20 protein-coding genes and 1 other annotated feature are annotated in these 18,168 nt (G+C 54.5%); of the genes, 15 read left to right on the top strand and 5 right to left on the bottom strand.

The window, feature by feature from the left end; translation table 11 throughout:
* Positions 1–19: 19 nt before the first annotated feature.
* Positions 20–113 (bottom strand) — a sequence feature (Trp leader region).
* Complete coding sequence (gene trpL, locus ACVCAM_RS19730; protein ID WP_106993556.1) at positions 90–134, bottom strand: trp operon leader peptide; 45 nt, start codon at positions 132–134, stop codon at positions 90–92. (Overlaps the previous feature by 24 nt.)
* 139 nt (positions 135–273) lie before the next feature.
* Between trpL and rnm the strand changes: the two genes are divergently transcribed.
* From rnm to rluB, 3 genes are all read left to right on the top strand, one after another.
* Entirely contained in the window at positions 274–1,155 is an 882-nt protein-coding gene (rnm, locus tag ACVCAM_RS19725; RefSeq protein ID WP_032674928.1) for an RNase RNM, read from the top strand.
* Entirely contained in the window at positions 1,152–1,772 is a 621-nt protein-coding gene (locus ACVCAM_RS19720; protein ID WP_003856793.1) for an L-threonylcarbamoyladenylate synthase, read from the top strand. The genes rnm and ACVCAM_RS19720 overlap by 4 nt, the downstream gene beginning before the upstream one ends.
* Positions 1,773–1,868: 96 nt before the next feature.
* A complete protein-coding gene (gene rluB / locus ACVCAM_RS19715; RefSeq protein ID WP_008502809.1) occupies positions 1,869–2,744 on the top strand; it encodes a 23S rRNA pseudouridine(2605) synthase RluB in 876 nt (291 codons plus the stop codon).
* A gap of 35 nt (positions 2,745–2,779) precedes the next feature.
* Here the strand turns inward: rluB and cobO are convergent, their stop codons facing one another.
* The gene (gene cobO / locus ACVCAM_RS19710) at positions 2,780–3,370 is read right to left on the bottom strand and encodes a cob(I)yrinic acid a,c-diamide adenosyltransferase (protein ID WP_025913081.1); all 591 of its coding nucleotides are present in this window, start codon (positions 3,368–3,370) and stop codon (positions 2,780–2,782) included.
* Positions 3,367–4,128 (bottom strand): YciK family oxidoreductase, encoded by a 762-nt coding sequence (locus ACVCAM_RS19705; protein ID WP_008502811.1) that lies wholly within the window; start codon positions 4,126–4,128, stop codon positions 3,367–3,369. The genes cobO and ACVCAM_RS19705 overlap by 4 nt, the downstream gene beginning before the upstream one ends.
* A gap of 252 nt (positions 4,129–4,380) precedes the next feature.
* Here ACVCAM_RS19705 and sohB point away from each other — a divergent pair, with 252 nt between their 5' ends.
* Positions 4,381–5,427, top strand: coding sequence for a protease SohB (gene sohB / locus ACVCAM_RS19700; protein WP_025913080.1), 1,047 nt, complete (start codon positions 4,381–4,383; stop codon positions 5,425–5,427).
* A 34-nt stretch (positions 5,428–5,461) separates the two neighbouring features.
* On the opposite strand, the gene ACVCAM_RS19695 is transcribed toward sohB, so the two are convergent.
* The gene (locus ACVCAM_RS19695; protein ID WP_003856804.1) at positions 5,462–5,713 is read right to left on the bottom strand and encodes a YciN family protein; all 252 of its coding nucleotides are present in this window, start codon (positions 5,711–5,713) and stop codon (positions 5,462–5,464) included.
* A 399-nt stretch (positions 5,714–6,112) separates the two neighbouring features.
* On the opposite strand from ACVCAM_RS19695, the gene topA reads away from it, so the two are divergent.
* The 6 genes from topA (at position 6,113) to acnA (ending at position 13,595) form a co-directional block, all read left to right on the top strand.
* Positions 6,113–8,710 carry a type I DNA topoisomerase gene (topA, locus tag ACVCAM_RS19690; RefSeq protein ID WP_021240303.1) on the top strand — a complete coding sequence of 866 codons (2,598 nt, stop codon included), beginning with the start codon at positions 6,113–6,115 and terminating at the stop codon, positions 8,708–8,710.
* Between the two features lie 187 nt (positions 8,711–8,897).
* Positions 8,898–9,872, top strand: a complete 975-nt coding sequence (gene cysB / locus ACVCAM_RS19685) for an HTH-type transcriptional regulator CysB (protein ID WP_008502814.1) — start codon at positions 8,898–8,900, stop codon at positions 9,870–9,872.
* Between the two features lie 336 nt (positions 9,873–10,208).
* On the top strand, positions 10,209–10,349 hold the full coding sequence (locus ACVCAM_RS19680) for a YmiA family putative membrane protein (protein ID WP_213374860.1): 141 nt from the start codon (positions 10,209–10,211) through the stop codon (positions 10,347–10,349).
* A 2-nt stretch (positions 10,350–10,351) separates the two neighbouring features.
* Complete coding sequence (locus ACVCAM_RS19675; protein ID WP_021240301.1) at positions 10,352–10,522, top strand: hypothetical protein; 171 nt, start codon at positions 10,352–10,354, stop codon at positions 10,520–10,522.
* 137 nt (positions 10,523–10,659) lie between these two features.
* On the top strand, positions 10,660–10,758 hold the full coding sequence (gene ymiC, locus ACVCAM_RS19670) for a small membrane protein YmiC (protein WP_032623144.1): 99 nt from the start codon (positions 10,660–10,662) through the stop codon (positions 10,756–10,758).
* A gap of 161 nt (positions 10,759–10,919) precedes the next feature.
* Positions 10,920–13,595 (top strand): aconitate hydratase AcnA, encoded by a 2,676-nt coding sequence (gene acnA, locus ACVCAM_RS19665; RefSeq protein ID WP_025913079.1) that lies wholly within the window; start codon positions 10,920–10,922, stop codon positions 13,593–13,595.
* A 36-nt stretch (positions 13,596–13,631) separates the two neighbouring features.
* Here the strand turns inward: acnA and ribA are convergent, their stop codons facing one another.
* Positions 13,632–14,222 (bottom strand): GTP cyclohydrolase II, encoded by a 591-nt coding sequence (gene ribA / locus ACVCAM_RS19660; protein ID WP_008501210.1) that lies wholly within the window; start codon positions 14,220–14,222, stop codon positions 13,632–13,634.
* Between the two features lie 196 nt (positions 14,223–14,418).
* On the opposite strand from ribA, the gene pgpB reads away from it, so the two are divergent.
* The 5 genes from pgpB to yciH all read left to right on the top strand — a co-directional run bounded on the left by pgpB (position 14,419) and on the right by yciH (position 18,068).
* Complete coding sequence (gene pgpB / locus ACVCAM_RS19655) at positions 14,419–15,186, top strand: phosphatidylglycerophosphatase B (RefSeq protein ID WP_021240298.1); 768 nt, start codon at positions 14,419–14,421, stop codon at positions 15,184–15,186.
* A gap of 148 nt (positions 15,187–15,334) precedes the next feature.
* Positions 15,335–15,643 (top strand): LapA family protein, encoded by a 309-nt coding sequence (locus tag ACVCAM_RS19650; protein WP_008501212.1) that lies wholly within the window; start codon positions 15,335–15,337, stop codon positions 15,641–15,643.
* A 6-nt stretch (positions 15,644–15,649) separates the two neighbouring features.
* On the top strand, positions 15,650–16,819 hold the full coding sequence (lapB, locus tag ACVCAM_RS19645; protein WP_407223430.1) for a lipopolysaccharide assembly protein LapB: 1,170 nt from the start codon (positions 15,650–15,652) through the stop codon (positions 16,817–16,819).
* Positions 16,820–17,004: 185 nt separating this feature from the next.
* A complete protein-coding gene (gene pyrF, locus ACVCAM_RS19640) occupies positions 17,005–17,742 on the top strand; it encodes an orotidine-5'-phosphate decarboxylase (RefSeq protein WP_008501214.1) in 738 nt (245 codons plus the stop codon).
* Positions 17,742–18,068 carry a stress response translation initiation inhibitor YciH gene (gene yciH, locus ACVCAM_RS19635; RefSeq protein ID WP_008501215.1) on the top strand — a complete coding sequence of 109 codons (327 nt, stop codon included), beginning with the start codon at positions 17,742–17,744 and terminating at the stop codon, positions 18,066–18,068. Before pyrF ends, yciH begins: the two co-directional genes overlap by 1 nt.
* Positions 18,069–18,168 lie beyond the last annotated feature (100 nt).

The raw sequence follows: 18,168 nt of genomic DNA, 5'->3' as shown, positions 1-18,168 counted from the left end.
GTTCTCATTTATTCTGTTCAAAAAAAAGCCCGCTGAGTAGCGGGCGGGTATCTGTTTGCATTTCGCAGACGCGTGACACTGCCCGAAGATCAGGAAGTACGCCACCAACCGTGCAGAGTGAAATGTGCTGTCATTTTCAGATACCTTTCTCGTGTGAACTTGCGTACTAGTTAACTAGTTCGATGGCGTGTTGTCAACCCTTGATTTCAGAATTTCACGTTAAGTCGGTATCATGGCGGTTTCGGATGTCTTCAACCTGTTATGGGAAGTGCTTTGAGCGATACCACCTACGCGATTATTTATGATTTACACAGCCATACTCAGGCCTCTGATGGCCTGCTGACACCCGAAGCCCTGGTTCATCGTGCCGTTGAAATGCGCATCGGCACGCTGGCGATAACCGATCACGATACGACGGATGCCATTCCGGCTGCGCGCGCCGAGATTGCCCGCTGCGGGCTGGCACTCAATCTGGTGTCCGGCGTCGAGATTTCGACCGTCTGGGAAAACCATGAGATTCATATCGTTGGCCTGAACATCGATATAGACCATCCGGCACTTATTGAGTTTTTGCAAGAACAAAAAACGCGCCGCAACCAGCGCGCAGAGATGATCGGCGAGCGTCTGGAAAAGGCACATATTCCTGGCGCGCTGGAAGGTGCGCAAAAGCTGGCGAACGGCGGGGCGGTTACGCGCGGTCATTTCGCCCGTTTTCTGGTAGAGGCGGGTAAAGCCACGACGATGGCGGATGTCTTTAAAAAGTATCTGGCGCGCGGGAAAACCGGATACGTTCCGCCACAGTGGTGTACAATAAAACAAGCTATTGATGTGATTCATCATTCTGGCGGTAAGGCCGTGCTGGCCCATCCGGGGCGGTATAATCTTTCTGCTAAATGGCTGAAAAGGCTGCTGGCGCACTTTGCCGAAAACGGTGGAGAGGCGATGGAAGTCGCCCAGTGTCAGCAGGCACCCAATGAGCGCGCGCAGCTCGCGACCTATGCCCGACAGTACGGCCTGCTTGGCTCACAGGGTTCTGATTTCCATCAGCCCTGCGCCTGGATCGAACTGGGGCGCAAGCTCTGGCTGCCCGCTGGCGTTGAGCCGGTCTGGCAGCTCTGGGAACAGCCGCAGCAAATTGAAGAGAGGGAAGTATGAGTCAGTTTTTCTATATCCATCCGGATAACCCGCAGCCACGCCTGATTAACCAGGCCGTGGAGATCGTCCGCAAAGGCGGCGTGATTGTCTACCCGACCGATTCCGGCTACGCGCTGGGCTGCAAAATTGAAGATAAAGGGGCAATGGAACGCATTTGCCGCATTCGCCAGCTGCCGGACGGCCATAACTTTACCCTGATGTGCCGCGATCTCTCTGAGCTGTCGACCTATGCTTATGTCGATAACGTAGCGTTTCGCCTGATTAAGAACAACACGCCGGGCAACTACACCTTCATCCTGAAAGGGACCAAAGAAGTGCCGCGTCGTCTGCTGCAGGAAAAACGTAAAACCATCGGCATGCGCGTGCCGTCGAACCCGATTGCGCAGGCGCTGCTGGAAACCCTCGGTGAACCAATGCTGTCTACCTCGCTGATGCTGCCCGGCAGCGAGTTTACCGAGTCCGATCCGGAAGAGATCAAAGATCGTCTGGAGAAGGTGGTCGAGCTGATTATTCACGGCGGTTATCTCGGCCAGCAGCCGACCACCGTGGTCGACTTAACCGAAGATGCACCGGAAGTGATTCGTGAAGGCGTGGGTGACGTAAAGCCTTTCTTGTAATGGTATAAGCAGATATACTACGCGGCCATCAAAGCAGGGCTCGGCCCTCTTTTGACGTGATTCGACGCCTGTGAAGGCGACACCTGAGGAAGCTCAATGAGCGAGAAGTTACAGAAAGTGCTGGCGCGTGCCGGCCACGGTTCACGCCGTGAAATCGAAGCCATTATTGAAGCGGGCCGCGTGAGTGTGGACGGTAAAATCGCCACGCTGGGTGACCGCGTAGAAATCGTACCGGGGCTGAAGATCCGTATCGACGGTCATCTTATCTCCGTGAAAGAGTCCGCTGAGCAGATCTGCCGCGTGCTGGCTTACTACAAGCCGGAAGGCGAGCTGTGTACCCGCAATGACCCGGAAGGTCGCCCGACGGTGTTTGACCGTCTGCCTAAACTGCGTGGCGCTCGCTGGATTGCCGTTGGTCGTCTGGACGTGAATACCTGCGGTCTGCTGCTGTTTACCACCGATGGTGAACTGGCAAACCGTCTGATGCACCCAAGCCGTGAAGTGGAACGTGAATACGCGGTGCGCGTGTTTGGCCAGGTTGACGAGAATAAACTGCGCGACCTGTCGCGTGGCGTTCAGCTGGAAGACGGTCCTGCGGCGTTCAAAACCATCAAATTTACCGGTGGGGAAGGCATCAACCAGTGGTACAACGTGACCCTGACCGAAGGCCGCAACCGCGAGGTGCGTCGTCTCTGGGAAGCGGTAGGCGTGCAGGTTAGCCGCCTGATCCGTGTCCGTTACGGCGACATCCTGCTGCCAAAAGGCCTGCCGCGTGGGGGTTATACCGAACTGGATCTGACCCAGACCAACTACCTGCGCGAGCTGGTCGGCCTGACGCCGGAAACCACCTCTAAAGTGGCGGTGGAAAAAGATCGTCGCCGCATGAAGGCGAACCAGATTCGCCGTGCGGTGAAGCGTCACAGCCAGGTGAGCAGCAACCGCCGCTCTGGCAGCCGTAATAACAACGGTTAATGTAAAAGCCCGGTGAAGACACCGGGCTTTTTTCTTTAGTAATCAATCCCTATTTGCGCTTTGATGCCCGCATCAAACGCATGTTTAACCGGACGCAGCTCGCTTACGGTATCTGCCAGCTCCAGAATATCCCGATGACACCCGCGGCCCGTGATGATGACCGTCTGATGGGCGGGACGGTTTTTCAGTGCATTAAGCACCTCTTCTAGCGGCAAATAGTCGTAGGCGACCATATACGTGATTTCATCCAGCAGAACCATATTGAGTGAAGGATCGACCAGCATTCTTTTAGCGTGCTCCCAGACGGCCAGACAGGCTGCGGTATCGGTTTCGCGGTTCTGGGTGTCCCACGTAAATCCGGTCGCCATCACCTGGAACTCAACGCCGTGAGGCTCAAGCAGATTACGCTCGCCGTTAGGCCACTCACCTTTAATAAACTGGATAACGCCAACCTTCTGCCCGTGGCCGACGGCGCGTGTCGCCGTGCCGAATGCGGCCGTGGTTTTCCCTTTACCGTTGCCGGTAAAGACGATGACGATCCCGCGCTCGTCCTGAGCGGCCGCGACGCGTGCATCGACCTGTTCCTTCAGCCGCTGCTGGCGCTGCTGATGACGTTCTTCACTCATTGCGAGATTCCTGGTTTACGGCCCGGCTGGGCGTCAAAGGTCATCCCGGTTTTGCGGCGGCTGTCGTCGCCCATCAGCCAGAGATAGAGCGGCATAATGTCTGCCGGCGTTTTCAGCTTCTGCGGGTCTTCCGTCGGGAAGGCGCTGGCGCGCATTTTTGTGCGCGTACCGCCCGGGTTAATGCAGTTTACGCGAAGATGGCGGCTTTGGTACTCCTCTGCCAGCACCTGCATCATGCCTTCGGTTGCGAATTTTGATACGGCATAGGCACCCCAGTTTGCGCGCCCCTCACGGCCTACGCTGGAGGAGGTGAACACCAGTGAACCCGAATCCGATTTGAGTAATAAAGGAAGGAGTGCCTGGGTCAGGAAAAACGTCCCGTTGACGTTGACCTGCATGACCTCCTGCCAGATCTCGGGATCCTGTTCATCCATCGGGCGAACTTCGCCAAGCAAGCCGGCATTATGCAGTACGCCGTCCAGGCGCGGGTAATGGGTGCTGATGCGGTGAGCAAGCTCCTGACATGACGCGGGCGTGCAGGTGAGCAGATCGAGCGTGTACCAGCGAGCAGGAATCCCACCTGCGGCTTCAATCTCCTGCGCCACCCCTTTAAGTTTTTCTTCGTTGCGGCCGGTCAGGATGACGCTCGCGCCATACTCAGCGTAGGTCAGCGCCGCTTCACGGCCAATCCCGTCGCTGGCCCCAGTGACAAGAATGATGCGGTTCTGCAGCAGATTTTTTTGCGGTTGATAATGCAAGGTGACTCCTCGGCGCACGGTGACTTAAACACGCCTTCTTTTGTGACTTTTCGGCTTTATGCCCGAATTCGCCTGATAATTCAATCAGTCTACAGGACGCATTGCTGTAAAATTAACAATTTGCAAATATTTAAACGCCAGACCGGGGATTCCTGAAGGCGCCTCGCAGAGGTAGTGTCACGAGCGAGACGCATGGGCAGGGGGTGTTGTACACTGCCGTGAAAGATTCGTGGTTAAATCAAGGTGGAACGCGTGGAATTACTTTCTCAATATGGGTTGTTTTTGGCGAAAATCGCGACGGTGGTGATTGCCATTGCGGTGGTTGCCGTTCTGATTGTCAACCTGACGCAGCGCAAGCGTCAGCGTGGGGAGTTACGCATCACCCGCCTGAGCGAGCAGTATAAAGAGATGCAGGAAGAGATGTCTCTCGCGCTGCTTGACAGTCATCAACAGAAACTGTGGCTCAAAGCCCAGAAGAAAAAGCATAAGCAGGAAGGCAAAGCGGCAAAGGCAAAGGCGAAGCTCAATACGCCACAGGATAAGGTCACGCCACGGGTTTACGTGCTCGATTTTAAAGGCAGCATGGATGCGCATGAAGTCGCGTCTTTGCGCGAAGAGGTCACTGCCGTGCTGGCCGTGGCGACGCCGCAGGACCAGGTCGTTGTTCGTCTTGAAAGCCCGGGGGGCGTGGTGCACGGCTACGGCCTGGCGGCCTCTCAGCTGCAGCGCCTGCGTGAAAAACAGATCCCGCTGACCGTGGCCGTAGATAAAGTGGCGGCGAGTGGTGGCTACATGATGGCCTGCGTGGCGGACAAAATTGTGGCCGCACCGTTCTCGATTATCGGCTCGATCGGCGTGGTCGCACAGATCCCGAACTTTAACCGCTTCCTGAAAAATAAAGAGATTGATATCGAGCTTCACACTGCGGGTCAGTACAAACGCACCCTGACGCTGCTGGGGGAAAACACGGAAGAAGGGCGCCAAAAATTCCGTGAGGATCTCAACGAAACGCATCATCTCTTTAAAGACTTTGTGCACCGTATGCGCCCGACGCTGGACATTGAGCAGGTCGCAACGGGTGAGCACTGGTACGGCGTTCAGGCGCAGGAGAAAGGGCTTGTAGATGAAGTCGGAACCAGCGACGATCTGCTGCTCAACCTGATGGAAGGCCGGGAACTGGTGGGCGTCCGCTTTGCCCAGCGCAAGCGACTCCTTGACCGCTTTACCAACAGTGCGGCAGAAAGCGCGGACCGCCTGCTGCTCCGCTGGCTACAGCGTGGACAAAAACCGCTGCTGTAAACAAAAACGCGAGGCTTATGCCTCGCGTTTTGCGTTAATCGACCAGGTGATATTTCTCGGAAAGCGTATGTGCCAGGTATTTAAACATGTTAAACACGGCGGTGCTTTTCGGGGTCGGTAAGCCCTGTTCATCAAGGAAGTATTCACCGCTGAAAACCAGCACGCCATTTCGCTGCTCTACGCCGGTGGCTTCAATGCCTGCCAGCGTATCTTCATGGTCACGAATAAGCTTGTTTGCTTCGATAAGCAGAGAGGCTCGGTCAATAGGTTGGGTCGTATTCTGCATAATCCACTCCTTAAACAGTGACAATAGTCTACGCCGAGGGCGCTTTGGGGGCAAATTTTCCCTGTAATGTGAGGGGATAAGGTGCAGGGGCCTGGCTGGCAGGATTTGCTTTTGCATGCTAATAAAGTTGCGTAACGAATTTTATCAGGTAGAGTGTGCGCTTTCGTCATTCTGGCAACAGAATTGCTTGACATTCAACCGGGAATTCGTCACGAATTACACGAGATGTGAGAAAAATACCCGAGAACTCAATCACCTGGGCGTCTTTTCTTTAACGCCCGGTAAGACAAAGGGGTTGATATCTCCTGACGCAGTCGCAATATCATTGGCTCGTCGTCAGCGGAAGGGAAATCAACGTGCGGCGTATTCCTGGAAGAATTAAATTAGGTAAAGGTGAATATGGGTAAAGCTCTCGTCATCGTTGAGTCCCCGGCAAAAGCCAAAACGATCAATAAGTATCTGGGTAATGACTACGTGGTTAAGTCCAGCGTTGGTCATATCCGCGATTTGCCGACCAGTGGCTCAGCCAGCAAAAAGAGCGCAGACTCTACCTCCACCAAAGGGGCTAAAAAGCCTAAAAAGGATGAACGTAGCGCGCTTGTCAACCGCATGGGTGTTAACCCATGGCATAACTGGGATGCACAATATGAAGTGCTTCCAGGGAAAGAAAAAGTCGTTAACGAGCTGAAGCAGCTGGCTGAAAAAGCAGACCACATCTATCTCGCAACCGACCTTGACCGCGAAGGGGAAGCCATTGCGTGGCACCTGCGGGAAGTGATCGGGGGTGATGACAAACGCTACAGCCGCGTAGTGTTTAACGAAATTACGAAGAATGCGATTCGTCAGGCGTTTGAGAAGCCGGGCGAGCTAAACATCGACCGTGTTAACGCCCAGCAGGCGCGTCGCTTTATGGACCGCGTTGTGGGCTACATGGTTTCTCCACTGCTGTGGAAAAAGATTGCCCGTGGCCTGTCCGCAGGTCGTGTGCAATCCGTCGCCGTGCGTCTGGTCGTTGAGCGCGAGCGCGAAATTAAAGCCTTCGTGCCGGAAGAGTTCTGGGAAGTCGATGCCAATGTGACCACGCCGGGCGGTGACGCTCTGCCGCTGCAGGTAAGCCACCAGAACGATAAGCCTTTCCGCCCGGAAAACCGCGACCAGACCATGGCCGCCGTGGCGCTGCTGGAAAAGGCACGCTATCAGGTACTGGAACGTGAAGACAAACCGACCAGCAGCAAGCCTGGTGCGCCGTTTATCACCTCCACCCTGCAACAGGCGGCGAGCACCCGTCTGGGTTATGGCGTGAAGAAGACCATGATGATGGCCCAGCGCTTGTATGAAGCAGGTTACATCACCTACATGCGTACCGACTCAACCAACCTGAGTCAGGACGCGGTCAATATGGTGCGTGGCTACATCAGCGACAACTTCGGTAAGAAATACCTGCCGGAAAGCGCTAACCAGTTCGCCAGTAAAGAGAATTCTCAGGAAGCGCACGAAGCGATTCGTCCTTCTGACGTCTCCGTGCTGGCTGAATCGCTGAAAGATATGGAAGCCGACGCGCAGAAGCTGTATCAGCTGATCTGGCGTCAGTTCGTGGCGTGCCAGATGACCCCGGCCCAGTACGACTCCACCACGCTGACCGTTGGCGCGGGTGATTTCCGTCTCAAGGCGCGCGGTCGTATTCTGCGTTTCGACGGCTGGACAAAAGTGATGCCTGCGCTGCGTAAAGGTGATGAAGACCGAACGCTGCCTGCGGTGAACAAAGGTGATGAACTGTCTCTGGTTGAGCTGATCCCGGCTCAGCACTTCACCAAGCCACCGGCACGCTTCAGTGAAGCATCTCTGGTAAAAGAGCTGGAAAAACGCGGTATTGGCCGTCCGTCGACCTACGCGTCAATTATCTCGACGATTCAGGATCGCGGTTACGTCCGTGTTGAAAACCGTCGTTTCTATGCGGAAAAAATGGGTGAGATCGTCACCGATCGTCTGGAAGCCAACTTCCGCGAGCTGATGAACTACGATTTCACCGCGCAAATGGAAGACAGCCTCGACCAGGTTGCCAGCCACCAGGCGGAATGGAAAAAGGTCCTTGACAGCTTCTTCAGCGACTTCACCGACCAGCTTGAAAAAGCGGAGAAAGACCCTGAAGAGGGCGGCATGCTGCCTAACCAGATGGTACTGACCAGCATCGACTGCCCAACCTGTGGCCGCAAGATGGGGATCCGTACTGCCACCACGGGCGTGTTCCTGGGCTGCTCCGGCTATGCGCTGTCGCCAAAAGAGCGCTGCAAAACCACCATCAACCTGGTGCCGGAGAACGAAGTTCTCAACGTGCTGGAAGGTGACGATGCGGAAACGAACGCTCTGCGTGCCAAGCGCCGCTGCAAAAAATGCGGCACGGCAATGGACAGCTACCTGATCGATCCAAAACGCAAGCTGCACGTGTGCGGTAATAACCCAACGTGTGACGGGTATGAGATTGAAGAGGGCGAGTTCCGCATTAAAGGCTATGACGGCCCGATTGTGGAGTGCGAGAAGTGTGGTTCTGAAATGCACCTGAAAATGGGACGTTTCGGTAAGTACATGGCCTGTACCAACGACGAATGTAAAAACACGCGCAAAATTCTGCGTAACGGTGAAGTGGCCCCGCCGAAGGAAGATCCGGTTCCGCTGCCGGAGCTGCCGTGTGAGAAATCCGACGCGTACTTCGTGCTGCGTGACGGCGCGGCAGGTGTCTTCCTGGCCGCCAACACCTTCCCGAAATCGCGCGAAACCCGCGCGCCGCTGGTGGAAGAGCTATATCGCTTCCGCGATCGTCTGCCGGAGAAACTGCGTTATCTGGCCGATGCGCCGCAGCAGGATCCGGAAGGCAACAAAACCGTGGTGCGTTTTAGCCGTAAAACTAAGCAGCAGTATGTTGCGGCAGAGAAAGAGGGTAAAGCGACCGGATGGTCAGCCTTCTTTGTCGATGGCAAATGGGTTGAAGGCAAGAAATAATCTTTCCTAACCGTAACTTACCTGTAAAAGGGCCGGATTTCCGGCCCTTTTTTATTACCTTGTTATTATTTTTTGTTCCGTACTATACAGTCAGGCTATAAATGATATAGTGGTTATAGTTAACCCGTTTCTTATTATTAAATCGTCTTAAGCGAATGACCGCATGCGCTAAATCGGATGGTCTGGCATGAAATTACAGCAGCTTCGTTATATTGTTGAGGTGGTGAATCATAACCTTAACGTCTCTTCTACCGCCGAGGGGCTATATACCTCGCAACCGGGCATCAGCAAACAAGTTCGTATGCTGGAGGATGAGTTAGGCATTCAGATCTTCGCCCGCAGCGGTAAGCATCTTACTCAGGTGACGCCTGCAGGGCAGGAAATCATCCGCATTGCGCGTGAAGTCCTCTCTAAAGTCGATGCGATTAAGTCTGTGGCGGGGGAGCATACCTGGCCGGATAAAGGCTCGCTGTATATTGCCACGACGCATACGCAGGCGCGCTATGCGCTGCCCGGCGTGATCAAAGGCTTTATCGAGCGTTATCCTCGCGTCTCGTTGCATATGCACCAGGGCTCGCCAACGCAAATCGCTGAAGCCGTCTCTAAGGGGAATGCAGACTTTGCTATCGCCACCGAAGCGCTTCACCTGTATGACGATCTGGTGATGCTCCCGTGCTACCACTGGAACCGTTCTATTGTGGTGACCCCCGATCACCCCCTGGCGGGTAAAGGGTCGGTCACTATCGAAGAGTTGGCCCAGTATCCTCTGGTGACCTATACGTTTGGCTTTACCGGCCGGTCCGAGCTTGATACGGCATTTAACCGGGCAGGGTTAACGCCGCGCATTGTCTTTACCGCGACCGATGCCGACGTGATTAAGACCTATGTCCGGCTTGGATTGGGCGTGGGCGTCATCGCCAGCATGGCGGTCGATCCGGTGTCAGACCCTGACCTGGTGCGTCTTGATGCGCACGACGTTTTCAGCCATAGCACCACAAAAATTGGGTTCCGCCGCAGCACCTTCCTGCGCAGCTATATGTATGATTTTATTCAGCGCTTTGCCCCTCATTTAACGCGTGACGTGGTGGATACCGCCGTGGCATTACGCTCAAATGAAGATATTGAAGAGATGTTTAAAGACATCAAACTCCCCGAAAAATAATCACACCCGGTATCTTTCCCCCAGGGAAAGATACCGAAATAACGCCTCAAAGCTAAATTAGAATTATCATCATCTGCTTTCCCTGCCATATAATGTCATTAGCCATTTGCTTTGTAAGGTTTTAATGTCGTGAATTGGCGACAAAAGTAGAAACTAATTTACGCCTCCGCAAATTTTTCTTTTCAATAATTTATTTCTGGTCAAAAGATTGAATATTTCATACCTCCCGGTGCGTAAATTCACTGGCTTTTCGGCTAAAGTTTCTTTAGGATTTATCTCAACAGATTATTAATTGTACCAATTGTTTGGTCCTAAATGATAAGCGATGTCGATTGTATGAGGTTAGCAATGCCTTCAGGAAGTGAAGAACCGCAAAGGGATCCTGCGCTCAAGCGTAAAGCCTGGCTGGCGGTCTTTCTCGTCTCCGCCTTGTTTTGGGTGGCTGTTGCTCTCCTGGCCTGGAGATATTGGGGTTAAATATGGCAGTGACGGTACGTACCGCTTCGGTAAAACAGATGTGTCAGCATCGTGACAACGGCCACAGAGGGCGTAAAGCACCTGCAACTGTTGTACCTGCGTCCTGGAAACTGACGCCGCAGCAGCAGGCGTTTATTGATGTGTTCGCAGAAGACGAACCCAAAAAACAATAATTTAGTTTATTGCGTAATGATGCAAATAGTCTGAATATCGACTCTGCACTTTTGTACTCTTTAATAAATACACATCAGCAATATAGCACTGAGGAACAACCTCGGAATTTTTATAAATAATGCCTGGTGTCCCTATGATGAATAACATGACGTCTCACAAATACTGGTCGTGGATCGGCGTTTTTACCGTGTCGATTCTGTTCTGGAGTCAGCTCATCTGGCTGGCGCTCCACTAAATTGTAAAACCTCGCTACGGCGGGGTTTTTTGTTTCCCCCTTGTGGACCAATCCGAAATTTATCAATTTGGGTTGTTATCAAAACGTTACGACATCTTTGTGTTATCTTTAATTACAGCCCTGATGATTGTCGGGACATCTCTGTGATTAAGGAGGAGCTTATGTCGTTAACCCTACGCGAAGCCAGTAAGGATACGTTACAGGCAGAAAATAAAACCTGGCACTACTACAGCCTGCCGCTGGCTGCCAGAACGCTTGGGGACATTTCGCGTTTACCCAAGTCCTTGAAAGTTTTACTTGAAAATCTGTTGCGCTGGCAGGACGGTGACTCCGTCACGCTCGATGATATCCAGGCGCTGGCAGGATGGCTTGAGAAGGCCCATGCCGACAGAGAAATCGCCTACCGCCCGGCAAGGGTGCTGATGCAGGACTTTACCGGTGTTCCGGCCGTGGTTGATTTAGCCGCGATGCGCGAAGCCGTGAAGCGTCTCGGCGGAGATACGGCAAAGGTTAACCCGCTTTCCCCCGTTGACCTCGTCATTGACCACTCCGTGACCGTTGACCACTTCGGTGATGACGATGCCTTTGGTGAAAACGTTCGTCTCGAGATGGAGCGTAACCACGAGCGCTACGTCTTCCTGAAGTGGGGACAGCAGGCGTTCAGCCGATTTAGCGTGGTACCGCCAGGCACCGGCATTTGTCACCAGGTAAACCTTGAATATCTGGGTAAAGCCGTCTGGAGCGAATTGCAGGATAAAGAGTGGGTGGCTTATCCGGACACGCTGGTGGGCACGGATTCACATACCACCATGATCAACGGTCTGGGCGTGCTGGGCTGGGGCGTCGGCGGTATTGAAGCGGAAGCCGCCATGCTCGGCCAGCCGGTTTCCATGCTTATTCCGGATGTGGTGGGCTTCAAGCTGACCGGAAAGCTCTCTGAAGGCATTACCGCCACCGACCTGGTGCTGACCGTCACCCAGATGCTGCGCAAGCATGGTGTGGTAGGCAAGTTTGTCGAATTCTACGGTGACGGACTGGATTCGCTGCCGCTGGCCGACCGCGCCACCATTGCCAATATGGCGCCGGAATACGGTGCCACCTGCGGCTTTTTCCCCATTGACGACGTCACGCTGGAGTACATGCGCCTCAGCGGCCGCAGCGAAGAACAGGTCGCGCTGGTGGAAGCGTATACCAAAGCGCAGGGCATGTGGCGCAATCCGGGCGATGAGCCTGTTTTCACCAGCACGCTTGAACTCGATATGGGAAGCGTCGAAGCGAGCCTCGCGGGTCCGAAACGCCCGCAGGACAGGGTTGCGCTGACCGACGTGCCGAAAGCGTTTGCCGACAGCAATACCCTGGAAGTGAACGTGGCGCAGAAAGACCATCGTCCCGTCGACTATGTTCTGAACGGACATCAGTATCAGCTTCCGGACGGTGCGGTTGTGATTGCCGCGATTACCTCCTGCACCAATACTTCCAACCCCAGCGTATTAATGGCGGCCGGTCTGCTGGCTAAGAAAGCGGTAGAGCTTGGGCTAAAACCTCAACCGTGGGTTAAGGCCTCGCTGGCACCGGGCTCCAAAGTGGTGTCGGATTACCTGGCTCAGGCCAAACTGACGCCGTACCTGGACGAGCTGGGCTTTAACCTCGTGGGCTACGGCTGTACGACCTGTATTGGTAACTCCGGGCCACTGCCTGAACCCATCGAAACGGCGATCAAGCAGGGTGACCTGACGGTAGGCGCCGTTCTTTCCGGTAACCGAAACTTTGAAGGGCGCATTCACCCGCTGGTAAAAACCAACTGGCTTGCTTCGCCGCCGCTGGTGGTGGCATACGCTCTCGCAGGGAACATGAATATCAACCTGGTGACCGATCCGATTGGTCACGATCGTAAGAATGATCCTGTCTATCTGAAAGATATTTGGCCTTCTTCACGTGAAATCGCGCTGGCCGTTGAGAAGGTCTCTACCGAGATGTTCCGCAAAGAGTACGCGGAAGTCTTTGAAGGCACGCCGGAATGGAAAGCCATCAATGTTGCAGGTTCGGATACCTATGGCTGGCAGGATGACTCGACCTATATTCGTCTGTCGCCGTTCTTTGATGAGATGCTGGCCGAGCCGGCGCCGCTTAAGGATATCCATGGCGCGCGTATCCTGGCCATGCTGGGGGATTCCGTCACGACGGATCATATCTCTCCGGCGGGGAGCATCAAAGCCGATAGCCCGGCAGGCCGTTACCTGCAAAGTCGGGGTGTCGAACGCCGCGATTTTAACTCCTACGGTTCGCGCCGCGGTAACCATGAAGTCATGATGCGCGGGACCTTTGCCAACATCCGCATTCGTAACGAAATGGTGCCGGGCGTGGAAGGGGGCATGACGCGCCATCTGCCGGGGACGGAAGTCGTGTCGATTTATGATGCGGCGGTCAAATACCAACAGGAAGGGACGCCGCTGGCGGTGATTGCCGGGAAAGAGTACGGTTCCGGCTCCAGCCGCGACTGGGCGGCGAAAGGCCCGCGCCTGCTTGGCGTTCGGGTGGTCATCGCCGAATCGTTCGAACGTATTCACCGTTCGAATCTGATCGGCATGGGGATCCTGCCGCTTGAGTTCCCGCAGGGCGTGACGCGTAAAACGCTGGGTCTGACCGGGGAAGAGCAGATTGACATTAGCGGCCTGCAAAACCTGCAGCCGGGTAAAACGGTGCCGGTAACGTTAACGCGGGCAGACGGGAAAACCGAGGTGCTGGATTGTCGGTGCCGTATTGATACGGCAACCGAGTTGACCTACTACCAGAACGACGGCATTTTACATTACGTGATTCGTAAGATGCTGGATTGATGAAACGAGCCCGGCACGCGTGCCGGGCTTTTTATATCACTCTTTGAGCAGATGGCCCATTTTGGCGGCTTTGGTATCAAGGTAGTGGGCATTTTTCGGGTTACGGCCGACAATCAGCGGTACACGTTCAACGATGTTGATCCCGGCTTCGGTCAGGATTTCCACTTTTTTCGGGTTATTGGTCAGCAGACGAACTTCGTCTACGCCCAGCAGCTTGAACATATCGGCGCATAAGGTGAAATCACGTTCGTCAGCGGCAAAACCGAGCTGATGGTTGGCTTCAACCGTATCGTAGCCCTGGTCCTGAAGCGCGTAGGCGCGAATTTTATTCAGCAAACCAATGTTACGCCCTTCCTGACGGTGATAAAGCAGCACGCCGCGGCCCTCTTCAGCAATATGAGAAAGGGCCGCTTCCAGCTGGAAACCGCAATCACAGCGCAGGCTGAACAGCGCGTCGCCGGTGAGACACTCTGAATGGACGCGGGACAGCACCGGCGTCTGCCCTGAAATGTCGCCATACACCAGTGCGACATGATCCTGTCCGGTTGCCAGTTCTTCAAAACCCACCATCAGGAAATCGCCCCATGGGGTTGGCAGTTTGGCTTCTGCCACACGTTTAAGCTGCATGTGATTCTCCAGAGTAGGCTGACACGTTTCGTGCCTTTGCCCTGTTTTGCTTTCTGTATCAGTTTATTTTGCCACAAGCTCAGCAGGTTCGCCTAATGGGCACCATGCGATATGACCGTTAAAAGCACGATCCGACATCTCCACCCAGCGAACAAATTTCAGTTATGATTGTGACGCTTAGCAAAAAGGAGAAGACATGCATTCAATCGCCAGACGTACGGCAGCAGGTGCGGCCATTTTACTGATTATGCCTTTGGCCGTATGGCTTTCAGGGTGGATGTGGCAGCCCGGGCAGAACGCCACGTGGCTGAAAACGTTATACTGGATTACGGAAACGGTCACCCAGCCCTGGGGAATTATCACCCACGTCCTCCTGTGCGCCTGGTTTCTGTGGTGCCTGCGCTTTCGTCTGCGCGCGGCGCTAATGCTCTTTGCGATCCTCGGTGGCGCTATCCTTATCGGTCAGGGCGTAAAATCCTGGGTGAAAGATCGCGTTCAGGAGCCGCGTCCTTTTGTCGTCTGGCTGGAAAAAACGCACCATGTTCCGGTGGATGAGTTCTACACTTTAAAGCGTAAAGATCGTGGCGCACTGGTGAAAGAACAGCTTGCGGAACAGCAGGATATCCCGAAATTCTTGCGTAAACACTGGCAGAAAGAGACCGGGTTCGCGTTTCCCTCCGGCCACACCATGTTTGCGGCCAGCTGGGCGCTGCTGGGGGTTGGGCTGCTTTGGCCTAGACGTCGAACGGTCACCATCGTCATTTTACTGGTCTGGGCGACGGGAGTGATGGGCAGCCGCTTACTGTTGGGGATGCACTGGCCACGGGACCTGGTCGTCGCCACGCTCATTTCGTGGATGCTGGTTATGCTGGCGACCTGGCTGGCTGAACGATTCTGCGGCCCGCTAACGCCACCGCCGGAAGAGAAAGAAGAAATAGCCGAAAGGGACCAAACGGACGCCTGAAGGTTGATATTGCGCATTTTGCCCATAGATCCATGACTGGCGCGTCACTTTTTCCATTTCGCGCCCGTCACTAAAATGGTAGTTTATAAGGCTGATTGCGGTAAGTTGAACATACTTTATTCGCTTGAACCACATAACGGGAAGTAATGTGAAATATTTACTCATTTTCTTACTGGTATTGGCGATTTTTGTCATTTCAGTCACATTGGGTGCACAAAACGATCAGCAGGTGACGTTTAACTATCTGCTGGCTCAGGGCGAGTATCGCGTGTCGAGCCTGCTCGCGGTCTTATTTGCTGCAGGCTTTGCCATTGGCTGGCTGGTTTGCGGTTTGTTCTGGTTAAAAGTCCGTGTTTCGCTTGCGCGCGCTGAACGTAAAATCAAACGACTCGAACATCACATTGCGCCTGCGTCCGACATGCCGGAAAGCTCTGGCGTGCCGGTCGTGAAGGAATAATCGACGATGCTGGAGTTGTTGTTTCTGCTTTTGCCTGTCGCCGCAGCCTATGGCTGGTATATGGGCCGCAGAAGTGCGCAACAAACAAAACAGGATGAGGCCAACCGGCTCTCCCGCGACTACGTTGCGGGGGTGAACTTCCTCCTGAGCAATCAGCAGGACAAAGCGGTAGACCTGTTCCTCGACATGCTGAAAGAGGATACGGGGACCGTTGAAGCCCATCTTACCCTGGGGAACCTGTTCCGCTCGCGCGGCGACGTTGATCGCGCCATTCGTATTCACCAGACCCTGATGGAAAGCGCCTCGCTGACCTACGATCAAAGACTGCTGGCCGTACAGCAGTTGGGACGAGATTACATGGCTGCTGGGCTGTACGATCGCGCGGAAGATATGTTTGCGCAGCTGGTGGATGAAACAGATTTCCGCATCGGCGCGCTGCAGCAGCTCCTGCAGATTTATCAGGCCACCAGCGACTGGCAGAAAGCCATTGATACGGCTGAACGTCTGGTGAAGCTGGGTAAAGATAAGCAGCGCGTTGAGATCGCCCATTTCTACTGTGAGCTTGCCCTTCAGCAGATGGGCAATGACGACATGGACAAAGCCATGGCGTTGCTGAAGAAAGGTGCCGCCGCGGACCGCAACAGCGCCCGTATCTCCATCATGATGGGGCGCGTTTTTATGGCGAATGGCGACTACGCCAAAGCCGTTGAAAGCCTGCTGCGGGTTATCGACCAGGACAAAGAGCTGGTCAGTGAAACGCTGGAAATGCTGCAAACCTGCTATCAACAGCTGGACAAGCGGGAAGAGTGGGTGGCATTTCTGCGTCGCTGCGTGGAAGAGAATACCGGCGCAACCGCGGAACTGATGCTTGCTGACGTTGTTGAGCAGTATGAGGGGGGCGACACCGCGCAGGTCTATATCACCCGACAGCTTCAGCGTCATCCGACCATGCGGGTCTTCCATAAGCTGATGGATTACCACCTGAACGACGCGGAAGAAGGGCGCGCGAAAGAGAGCCTGATGGTGCTTCGCGACATGGTTGGCGAGCAGGTGCGCAGCAAACCGCGCTACCGTTGCCAGAAGTGTGGTTTTACCGCCTACACGCTCTACTGGCATTGTCCGTCCTGCCGGGCCTGGTCCACCATCAAGCCCATCCGCGGCCTGGACGGGCAGTAATTTTTTAAAAGCCTTCATTTTAGTTACAACATACTGATGGTATTTAACGCTTTCTGAGCACCGTGCGGTTTGCCGGCCTGGCAGGCAGATAAATGGATTCTGTCAATTTGCGGCGTCGGCAGGTAGAATGCTGGCCGTTTATCTGTTCCGCGCCGCTGCGCGCCCATAGACGAAAAGGGCTGGTCATGACGTCTGTTACATCCTCCACTTCCCGCGTAATTACGGATTCTCCTGTTGTTGTTGCGCTTGATTACAATAAGCGTGACGCTGCACTGGCGTTTGTCGACGGTATCGACCCTCGCGATTGCCGCCTGAAAGTTGGCAAAGAGATGTTCACGCTGTTTGGGCCGCAAATCGTTCGCGATCTGCAACAGCGCGGCTTTGACGTTTTCCTCGACCTCAAATTCCATGATATTCCGAACACCACGGCCCACGCCGTTGCTGCAGCCGCCGAGCTGGGCGTATGGATGGTCAACGTCCATGCGTCGGGTGGGGCAAGAATGATGACCGCTGCCCGTGAGGCGCTCCTGCCGTTCGGTAACGACGCGCCGCTGCTTATCGCCGTCACCGTGCTGACCAGTATGGACGAAAATGATTTACGCGACCTTGGCGTGACGTTGTCACCTGCGGAACATGCCGAACGTCTCGCGCGTCTGACGCAGCAGTGCGGCCTGGATGGCGTAGTCTGCTCCGCGCAGGAAGCGGTACGTTTCAAATCAGCGCTGGGCCAGGATTTTAAACTCGTTACGCCGGGGATCCGTCCTGCGGGCAGCGACGTGGGCGATCAGCGCCGCATCATGACGCCTGAGCAGGCGCTGGCTGCGGGCGTTGACTATATGGTCATTGGACGTCCGGTTACGCAGTCTGCAAACCCGGCAGAGACGCTTAAGGCTATCAACGCATCGCTGAAAAAGGGGGCGTAATGACCGATTCCAACAGCCGTCTGGTCTACTCAACCGAGAGCGGGCGTATCGATGAACCGAAAACGAAAGTGGAACGTCCTAAGGGGGACGGTATCGTGCGCATTCAGCGTCAGACCAGCGGACGTAAGGGGAAAGGGGTCTGCCTTATTTCCGGTATTGATCTGGATGATGCTGAACTGACAAAGCTGGCTGCCGAGCTGAAAAAGAAATGTGGATGCGGCGGGGCCGTGAAGGACGGCATTATCGAAATCCAGGGTGATAAACGTGATTTAATTAAATCACTGCTCGAAGCCAAAGGCATGAAAGTCAAACTGGCAGGCGGCTAAAATAAATGAGCCACGGCAATTGCCGTGGCTCGTGTTATATACGTGCGTATGTCAGACCTGAAATGCGTTTAAATATCGCAATATCGAGGAAGGCTTAGAT

This window comes from Enterobacter sp. CFEC122, from assembly GCF_052983755.1.
This window is presented reverse-complemented; position numbering and strand designations above follow the sequence as displayed.